General features: G+C 69.2%; 9 protein-coding genes. 3 read left to right on the top strand and 6 right to left on the bottom strand.

Annotated features, from left to right (window positions below; translation table 11 throughout):
- Positions 1 to 52 precede the first annotated feature (52 nt).
- Positions 53 to 2,989 (bottom strand): TonB-dependent receptor, encoded by a 2,937-nt coding sequence (locus FFS27_RS23275; protein WP_277600516.1) that lies wholly within the window; start codon positions 2,987 to 2,989, stop codon positions 53 to 55.
- 198 nt (positions 2,990 to 3,187) lie between these two features.
- Here FFS27_RS23275 and FFS27_RS23270 point away from each other — a divergent pair, with 198 nt between their 5' ends.
- Both FFS27_RS23270 and FFS27_RS23265 read left to right on the top strand, forming a co-directional pair.
- Positions 3,188 to 3,724 (top strand): sigma-70 family RNA polymerase sigma factor, encoded by a 537-nt coding sequence (locus FFS27_RS23270; protein ID WP_003095533.1) that lies wholly within the window; start codon positions 3,188 to 3,190, stop codon positions 3,722 to 3,724.
- Entirely contained in the window at positions 3,717 to 4,739 is a 1,023-nt protein-coding gene (locus tag FFS27_RS23265; RefSeq protein WP_009878224.1) for a FecR domain-containing protein, read from the top strand. The genes FFS27_RS23270 and FFS27_RS23265 overlap by 8 nt, the downstream gene beginning before the upstream one ends.
- A gap of 15 nt (positions 4,740 to 4,754) precedes the next feature.
- On the opposite strand, the gene FFS27_RS23260 is transcribed toward FFS27_RS23265, so the two are convergent.
- From FFS27_RS23260 to desT, 5 genes are all read right to left on the bottom strand, one after another.
- Positions 4,755 to 5,327 carry a HupE/UreJ family protein gene (locus tag FFS27_RS23260; RefSeq protein WP_009314328.1) on the bottom strand — a complete coding sequence of 191 codons (573 nt, stop codon included), beginning with the start codon at positions 5,325 to 5,327 and terminating at the stop codon, positions 4,755 to 4,757.
- A gap of 29 nt (positions 5,328 to 5,356) precedes the next feature.
- Positions 5,357 to 5,971: an urease accessory protein UreG gene (gene ureG, locus FFS27_RS23255; protein ID WP_003095530.1), complete on the bottom strand. Its 615-nt coding sequence runs from the start codon at positions 5,969 to 5,971 to the stop codon at positions 5,357 to 5,359.
- A gap of 10 nt (positions 5,972 to 5,981) precedes the next feature.
- Positions 5,982 to 6,653, bottom strand: a complete 672-nt coding sequence (locus tag FFS27_RS23250; RefSeq protein WP_003095528.1) for an urease accessory protein UreF — start codon at positions 6,651 to 6,653, stop codon at positions 5,982 to 5,984.
- Complete coding sequence (gene ureE, locus FFS27_RS23245) at positions 6,650 to 7,153, bottom strand: urease accessory protein UreE (RefSeq protein WP_137952232.1); 504 nt, start codon at positions 7,151 to 7,153, stop codon at positions 6,650 to 6,652. The genes FFS27_RS23250 and ureE overlap by 4 nt, the downstream gene beginning before the upstream one ends.
- A 229-nt stretch (positions 7,154 to 7,382) precedes the next feature.
- Positions 7,383 to 8,012: a TetR family transcriptional regulator DesT gene (gene desT, locus FFS27_RS23240; RefSeq protein ID WP_003095524.1), complete on the bottom strand. Its 630-nt coding sequence runs from the start codon at positions 8,010 to 8,012 to the stop codon at positions 7,383 to 7,385.
- Between the two features lie 158 nt (positions 8,013 to 8,170).
- Here desT and FFS27_RS23235 point away from each other — a divergent pair.
- Positions 8,171 to 8,884, top strand: a 714-nt coding sequence (locus FFS27_RS23235) for an FAD-binding oxidoreductase (RefSeq protein ID WP_137952231.1), incomplete at its 3' end; no start/stop codon positions are given.

Raw genomic sequence — 8,884 nt, 5'->3', positions numbered from 1 at the left:
GCCCTACCGGAGCGGCGCTCCGCCGACAACGCCTGGAGGGGGAGAGGGCGGCTCAGAACTTCGCCTGCATCCCCACCCGCAGGGTACGCCCGGGCGCGGGCATGAAACTCTGTGCCAGCGGGTCGAGGTAATAGCGGTCGGTAAGGTTCTGCAGCGAGGCATTCAGTTCGGTGTGCTCGAACAGCTTGTACTTGAGGAACAGGTCGAACAGCTGCACCGAGCGGTACTCGATCTGCGGTGTGGTGGCGCCGACCTGCCAGGGCTTGTCCGCCGTGGCGGTGGGGCCGGAGGTATAGGTCATGCGCCCGCCCAGGGTCAGGGCCTGGTCGAAGAAGCGCAGGCCGGCGGTCAGGTTGGTCGCCAGCCGCGGCGGGTTCTGCGTGTTGGTATAGGAGCCCATGAAGCTGCCCGGCGTGCAGTTCGGCGTGTTCTCGGTGCGCTGGTAGCGGTTGGCGCCGGCGCGCAGCCTGGCGGCGAAGGCGGCGTCGCAGGTCTCGGTCTTCAGGTAGTAGGTCGCCGACAGGTCGGCGAACACCCGCCCTGCGTCGTAGTGCGATTGCAGTTCGAGACCGCTGGTGCGGTAGCTGTCGGTGTTGCTGAAGGTCATCAGGCCCATCTGGCCCGGATCGTAATAGCGGGTGATGTAGTTCTTGATGGTGTTGTTGAAGTAGGCCAGCTTGATCGCCGCCGAGTCGCCGTCGGCCAACAGGCTGTCGCGCAGCGCGCTGGCACCGATCTCCCAGCTGCGCGAACGCTCGGGCTTGAGGTCCTTGCCCGGCTCGACCTGGAGAGTGCCCTGGCTGGTCTCGAACAGCGACGGCAGGCGCAGGCCTTCGGTGTAGGAGGCGTAGACGAAGGTATCCGGGGCCAGCTCGAAATTGATCCCGAATGCCGGCGAGAAACCGCCGCCGCGGCTGCTGCCCTTCTTGCTGTAGTTGTAGCCGGTGACCACGTTGGTGACCCGCGAGGGATGGACCGTCACGTTGGCCGGGCCGAACTCGTCGAAGGGAATGCCTTCGAACGGATTGTTGGTGTTGTTGGTGACGATGCCGTTGTTGAGGCGCGGATCGGTGGCGTCGGTGTACTGGCCGTTCTGGTCGGGGAACCACATCATCGAGCCGTAGTAGCCGGGCCTGCTCACCGTGATGAAGCGCATGTCGCGATCCTCGCGCCGCGGCGAGGCGGAGATGCCGTTGTCCTTGCTGTTGAAGTGGCTGTAGCGGCCGCCGCCCCATAGCGTCAGGCGCTCGACCGGCTTGAACTCGAGCTTGCCGTTGAGGCCGTATTCCTGGCGGGTGGCGTCCCTCAGGGTGCGGTTGGCGTTGATGTCGTGGAGGGTGGTGACCACGCTTTTCTGCGGCTGGATGTCTTCGACCTGGAACGAGCCGCCGAGGTCGAGCTTGAAATCGCCGAAGTCGGTTTCGAAGCGCGCCACGTTGTTCAGGTCGCCGCCGATGCGCCGGTTGTCCTGGCGCGTCCAGTTGCGGTCGGAGCGATAGGCCTGGGAGCGCGGTGCCAGCACCGAGGTCAGCATGTCGCTCTTCGCCTCGGTCATCCACAGGCCGGTACTGAGGTCCACCAGCGGATTGTTCTCGGGCAGGTAACGGTAGCGTGCGGTGTAGGTGTCGATCTTCACTTCGCTCAATGGGTACTGGTAGATGCCGGCGGTGCCGAAACGGAAGATGTCCGACGGCATGATCTCCCCGGTGCGCCCGTCGTAGCGACGATAGCCGAGGTCCAGGGTGTGCTCGTCGGCGATGCGCCAGGTCGCCTTGAGCAGGTAGGACTCGGTCTCCGACGACGAGTTGAGCACTTCCTCTCCTGCGTTGTAGACCTTGGCTACGCTGCTTTCCTCGCGACCGTAGCGGTTGTAGACGCGATAGCGGTCCTGGCCTTTCTTGCCGGAAAAGTAGTTGCCCTGATTGCGCTGCGCATAGGCGGCGACCAGGTCCAGATGCTCGTTGCGGTAGGCGAAGGCGGCGCTGCCGGACTTGGCCTGGGAGCCGAACAGGCTGCCGCGGTCATCGTGCGGCACGCTGCTGAGATTCTCGGTCTTCGAACTGGCGCTGCGGTGCTGCGGGGCGACGCCGTTGTTCCAGACGTTGCCGGTGAAGCGCACGCCGAGGTCCTTGCCGTCGACCAGGATGTCCTTGACGCCGATGGTGCGCATTTCCACGCTGCCGCCGATCGCGCCCGAGCGGGTCGAGGGACCCTTGTCGACGGTCACGCTGCTGACCAGGTCGGGATCGATGTAGCTGCGCTGCTGGGTGCCGGCGTAGCCGCGGTAGACGTCCAGCGCCTGCTCCGCGCCGTCGACCCGCACCGCCACCCGGCTCTGCCCCTGGATGCCGCGGATGTTGACGTCCAGCGCGCCACCGTTGCGGCTGTCGCCGACCTGTACGCCCGGGATGCCCTGGAGCAGGTCACCCACGGAAACCCGGCCGAAGCGGTCGATGTCTTCGCTGGAGAGGTACACCGACGAGCGCGGCGCGGTATAGGTTTCCTTCTGCGGATCGGCCAGCTCGGCGGCCGAGACCACCACCGGCGACAGGTCGGCCGGGGCTTCTCCGGACATGCGCGGCTCGACCAGCAGGTAGGCGCCGGAGGTTCCCGCCGCGACCTGCAGGCCGGTGTTCGACAGCACTCGCTGCAAGCCTTCCAGTACGCTGTAGCGGCCCTTGAGCGCCGGCGCGGTGCGGCCGCGGGTCAGCGCGGGGTCGAAGGACAGCAGCAGGCCCGACTGGCTGGCGAAGGCGCCCAGGGAGGCGCCCAGCGAACCCGCCGGGATGTCGTAGCTGCGCGGCGTGGCGTCGTCCAGGCGGGTAGCCGCGCTGTGCTGGCCGACGCTCTGCGCGTGGGCCAGGCCGCCGCCGAGCAGGCCGGCGCCGACCGCCGACAGGCCGAGCAGGGCGCAGCGCAGGGCAAGGGTGAGCGGGGAGAGGCGCGACAAGGGACGCGCCAGGCTGGGGATAGGGCGTTGTAGGGACATGACTTCTTCGCTCGCAGGGTTGGCGCCCGTCATTGCGGGCTCTCATTCCCTCTGTCGCACGAGATTGGAAAAGGGATATTTCGGGTTCGGCGGGGCCGGTCGAGGAAGGGCGCCGGCATTGTGGTCAGCAGAAAATTAGTGATAATAGTTTTCATTTGCGATTGAAACCAGCTGACTATTCCGATGAATGCGCCTCCGATGAATGCGCCAAGCCCCTGCCTGCAAGCGGACCGCGACTGCGTCGCCACGCTCTACCGTGAAAACCATGCCTGGTTGCGCAACTGGCTGGCCTACCGACTTCGCTCCTGGGGACGCGGCGTGGCCGACGACCTGGCCCACGACACCTTCCTGCGCATCCTCGCCAGCCGCGATGGCGGCCAGCGTGACGCGATCCGTCAGCCGCGCGCCTACCTCACCCGCATCGCCAACTGCGTGCTGGTCAGCTGGCGCCGTCGCCAATCGCTGGAACTCGCCTGGCTGGAGGCCCTGGCCACGTTGCCCGAGCCGTTGCAGCCGTCGCCGGAACAACAGAGTGTGATCGTCGAGACCCTGCACGAGATCGACGCGCTGCTCGACACCCTGCGACCGCGGGTGAAACAGGCATTCCTGATGGCGACGCTGGACGGCATGAAGCAGAAGGACATCGCCCAGGCGCTGGGCGTCGCGCTGCCGACGGTGAAGAAGTTCATCCACCAGGCCTACGTGACCTGCCTGAGCCTGATGCCCGATGAATGACCGCGCTTCCAGCCGGGCGCCGCAGGCGGGCGATACGGAGCTTTCCGGGCCGCCGGCCGCCGAGGCGATCGCCCCGCAGGTGCTCAGGGAGACCGCCTCCTGGCTGCTGCTGATGCAGGAGGGGCCGCTGGCTCCGGCGCAGCAGGCCGAGCTGGAGTCCTGGCGCTCGCGCAGCCCCGAGCACCAGCGCGCCTGGCGGCGCGCCGAGCGTCTGCTGGCGAATATCGGTTCGCTGCCGCCGGCGCTGGCCCGGCGTGCGCTCGAGCGTCCGTCCGGCAGCGGCCGGCGCGCGGTCCTGCGCGGCCTGGCCCTGCTGCTCGGCGGCGCACCGCTGGTCTGGTGGGGATGGCGCGCCCAGGTCTGGCGCGACGGCTTCGGCGCCGACTACCTCACTGCCGTCGGCGAGCGGCGCGATCTGGTGCTGGAGGACGGCAGCCAGCTCGAGATGAACACCGACAGCGCGCTGGACGTGCGCTACGACGCCGGCCAGCGCCTGCTGCGCCTGTATCGCGGAGAGATCTACCTCCGCACCGCGGCGGATCGGCGCGAGCCGCCGCGGCCGTTCCTGGTGCGCACCGAACAGGGCCTGATGCGCGCGCTGGGTACCGCCTTCAGCGTCCGACGCGAGGGCGCAGAGACAGTGCTGGCGGTGTACGAAGGCGCGGTACAGGTGCGTCCGGAGGGCGCCGCGAGCGCGGCGGATGGCCGGGTGATCGAGGCTGGCCAGCGGGTGCGCTTCGATCGCCAGCGGATCGGCCCCGTCGAGTCCGCCAGCGAGGCCGCGCTGGCCTGGCGCCAGGGCCTGCTGGTGGCCGACGACATGCCGCTGCGGCAGTGGGCGGGAGAACTGATGCGCTACGGGGGCGAGAGCATCGAGTGCGAGCCGTCGCTGGACCCGCTTCGGGTCTCCGGCACCTTTCCCATCGACGACCTGCCGCTGGCCCTGGCGATGCTGGCGCAGACCCATGGCCTGCGCCTCGTGCACCAAGGTCGGCGGGTGCTGATCAGGCGCTGAGGGAGGCGCGGCGGCTCAGCCGGCCAGCAACCAGACCCCGGCGCCCGCCGAGGCCAGCCCGGCGAGACGTACCAGGGGCGCGGCCGCCTGCGGCAGGAAGCGCACCAGCGCGTAGCCGGCGGCGTGCAGCGCGGCGGTGGCGGCGACGAAACCGAGCGCGTACAGCCAGGGGCTGGAGAGGTCCGGCAGCTCCAGGCCGTGGGCGACCCCGTGGGCCAGGGCGAACAGCGCGGTGGCGGCCATCGCCAGCGCCAGCGGCGGGCGCACGGCGAGGGCCACGCAGAGACCGAGGGCGAGCACCGAGGCGGCGATGCCGGTCTCCATGAACGGCAGTTGCAGGCCCTCGAAGCCGAGCAGCCCGCCGACCAGCATGGTGCCGACGAAGGTGCAGGGCAGGGCGAGGCGCGCGGCTCCCTGTTGCTGGGCGGCCCAGAGGCCGACGGCGAACATCGCCAGCAGGTGGTCGAGACCGGTGAGCGGATGGGCGAGGCCGGCGACCAGGCCGTGTTCGCCGTGGCCGGGGTGGGCGAAGGCCAGCGCCGGCGCGGCGAGCAGGACGAGGGCGGCGAGCAGCTTGGGCAGTTTCATTGGCGGTTCCTTGTCGTTGCGAAGTGGCGTCAGGCGGCGGTCAGCAGGCCCTGGCGCTCGATGAAGGCGATGATTTCGTCCAGCCCCTGGCCGGTCTTCTGGTTGCTGAACACGAACGGTTTGTCGCCGCGCATGCGCCGGGCGTCCCGGTCCATCACATCGAGGGAGGCGCCGACCAGCGGCGCCAGGTCGATCTTGTTGATCACCAGCAGGTCCGACTTGCAGATGCCGGGGCCGCCCTTGCGCGGGATCTTGTCGCCGGCGGAAACGTCGATCACGTAGAGGGTCAGGTCGGACAGCTCGGGGCTGAAGGTGGCCGACAGGTTGTCGCCGCCGGATTCCACCAGGATCAGTTCGAGGCCGGGGAAGCGCCGGTTGAGCTGGTCCACCGCCTCCAGGTTGATCGAGGCGTCCTCGCGGATCGCCGTGTGCGGGCAGCCGCCGGTTTCCACGCCGATGATCCGCTCGGGGGCGAGGGCCTCGTTGCGCACCAGGAACTCTGCGTCTTCCTGGGTATAGATGTCGTTGGTGACCACCGCGAGGTTGTAGCGCTCGCGCAGTTCGCGGCACAGGGCCAGGGTCAGGGCGGTCTTGCCGGAGCCCACCGGACCGCCGATGCCGACACGCAGGGGTTGGGATGTCATGGGGTTTCTCCTAGGAACGGAACAGACGGCTGTACTGGGTTTCGTGGGTCATGCTGGCCAGCGCCAGACCGAACGCGGCGCTGCCCTCGACGGCGGGCCGCCGCAGCGCCTCGGCGCAGGCGCGGTCGAGTTCCGGCAGCAGGCTGGAAGCAAGTTTCTGCGCGGCCAGTTGGCCGAGCGGCAGGGTTTTCATCAGCACCGCCAACTGGTTTTCCAGCCAGCTCCAGAACCAGGCACTGAGCGCCTCCTCGGCGTCCAGGCGCCAGGCGCGCGCGGCCATCGCCCAGGCGGCGGCGAGATTGGGCGGGTCCTGGCGCGCCAGCCAGGCGCGGCCGGGAGCGTCGAGTTCGGGCAGGGCTTCCAGCAATTGGTGCAGGGAAAAGCCCATCTGCCGGCTCTCCTGGGCCAGCTCGCGGGTCTCGCGGCTGGCCCTATGGCGCTCGCTGGCCGCATCGCAGGCGGCCCAGTCGCCGATCAACGCGGCGCGCAGCAGGCCGGCCAGCAGCGGCGCCTCGAAGCGCGCCAGGTTCAGTTGCAACTGGTCGACCAGCCAGGTCCGCGCGCTCTCGGCGTCGCGCACCCAGCCATTGTCGAGGGCCGCCTCCAGGCCCTGGGAATAGCTGTATCCGCCGATCGGCAACTGCGAGCTGGCCAGGCGCAGGCGCGCCCAGATGCTGTTCACCGGCGCACGCCGAACTGGTGCAGGCGCGGCGCGTAGTTGAACTCCGCCTCGCCATGGTGCGAGTGGTGGTGGCCTCCGCCGTAGGCGCCGTGCTCCGGCTGGAACGGCGTCTCGATGGCCTCCACCGTGGCGCCGAGCTGTTCGAGCATGGCTTTCAGCACGTAGTCGTCGAGCAGGCGCAGCCAGCCGTCGCCGACCTGCAGGGCGACGTGACGGTTGCCCAGGTGGTAGGCGGCTCGGGTCAGTTCCAGCGGGCTGGCGCAGGTGACGTGGAGCAGACGTTCGGAGCGGGCGACGACCCGCACCAGGCGACCGTCGCGGGCCTCCAGGCAGTCGCCGTCGGCCAGCGGCGGCTGGCCGCGCTCGAGGAACAGGCCGACCTCCTCGCCGCTCGCCGCGAAGCAGCGCAGGCGGCTCTTGCTGCGCGCCTCGTAGGTCAGGTGGAGTTCTTCGTCCCAGCGGGGTGAGCGGGCGGGCAGGCGTTGGTGAATGACCAGCATGGGCAGTTTCCGCAATGCGACAGGAAAGGAATCACAACAAGCACCAGCAAGGGCCTTGCCAGGTCGATGCGGGACGCCTGTACCGGGAAAACGGGGCCATAGGGATGTAACAAAATATTGCAGCGCGCCAGGTTGGTGCGCAACGACTTTTTTGCCGCACCGGAAAGGTGCGCGCGCGTCTAGTCCGCGGGCGAACGCCGAGCCGGAGGTCCGCTGGGGAGGTGTGGGGTCAGTCGGGCAGGCCGTGCCAGTGCTTGCCGCCGATCATGATGAAACGCAGCTGGTGGGTGATCTTCGCGGCCGGCATCAGGTGCGGCGGCAGGTCGGCGGCGGGTGGGTCGATCAGCTCCGGAAGGGTGGCGAAGACGGTCTTCACCACCAGGTCGGCGAACACGTCGAGGGCCGCGCCGTCGAGGTGCGGCATCTTGTTCAGCAGCGCCAGGTCGGCGGCCAGGTCGTCGGTGATGCGCTGGCGCAGGCTGGCGATGGCCTGGCGGATCGGCAACGAGCCGCCGTATTGCTCGCGGGCGAGGAAGAGGAACTGCGAGCGGTTGGCGCCGACCGCGTCGAGGAAGATGCGCACCGAGGCGTCGATCAGCCCGCCCAGTTCGAACTCGTTGCGGCGCACCGCGCGCAGGGTGGCGCGGAAGGTCTCGTCGACCTCGGCGACCAGCGCCAGGCCGAGCTGGTCCATGTCGCTGAAGTGCCGATAGAAGCCGGCCGGGACGATGCCGGCTGCGCGCGTCACTTCGCGCAGGCTGAGGCTGCCGAAGCCGCGCCCGCTTTCCATCAGGTGGCGCGCGGCGCTCATCAGCGCGTGGCGGGTCTGCTGTTTCTGTTCGGCGCGGGGTGAGGACATACGGCTTCCTTTGGCAGACCGGCGACTGTAGCAAAAGCCCCGCGACCCGGTCGAACCGGGGACGGCAGCGGTCGAAGGATACATCAGTGAACGCTTGTTGACTCGATTGCGCGGAACGGGCAAAGTTTTGTGAACGATCGTTCACTGAAATATTCTCGATGGCCTTGCTTCCCCTCGCTCTCCTGACCCCCTTGCTCGCACCCCTGCGCCGTCTCGCCGCCCGTGGCTGGCTGCGCGAGGCCGATGTCGACGGCCTGCTGCGCCACGCCCATCCGCTGGCGTCGCTGAACCGCCACTATGCGCGGGTCGAGGCACGCTACTGGGTGGCCGACGATATGCTCGCCCTGGCCCTGCGTACCGCCCCCGGCTGGCCGCCGGCGCGGCCGGGCCAGCACATCCAGCTGCTGGCGGAGCGCGACGGGGTGCGGGTCGGGCGCAGCTACAGCCTGACCCGGGTGGTCGGCGAGCGCCTGGAAATCGCCGTCAAGCGTCACCCGGACGGGCTGCTCTCGCCCTGGTTGTGCGAACACCTGGCGGTCGGCCAGCGTGTCGAGTTGCAGCCCGCGCAAGGCGATCTGCGCTGGCCGATGCAGGCCGAGGCGGTCTGCCTGCTGGCCGCCGGCAGCGGCCTGACGCCCTTGCTCGGCCTGCTCCGCGAGGCGCTGGAGAACGGCTATCGCGGTCCCGTGCTGTGGCTGCACTACGTCCGTCATCCCGGCCAGCGCGCCTGGCTCGGCGAGTTGGAGGCGCTGGCGGCGCGCCACCCGAACCTGGAGTTGCGCTGGAGCCTGACCCGCGGGGCGCGGGCCGATGGCTGCCTGGAGGGGCATTTCCAGCCGCGCCACCTGGACGGCTGGGCAGCCGACCTGGCG

The sequence above is a fragment of the Pseudomonas sp. 2VD genome (assembly GCF_005503585.1).
GTDB lineage: Bacteria > Pseudomonadota > Gammaproteobacteria > Pseudomonadales > Pseudomonadaceae > Pseudomonas > Pseudomonas aeruginosa.
The sequence above is the reverse complement of the archived record's forward strand: the minus strand, read 5'-3'. Positions and strand labels throughout refer to the sequence as shown.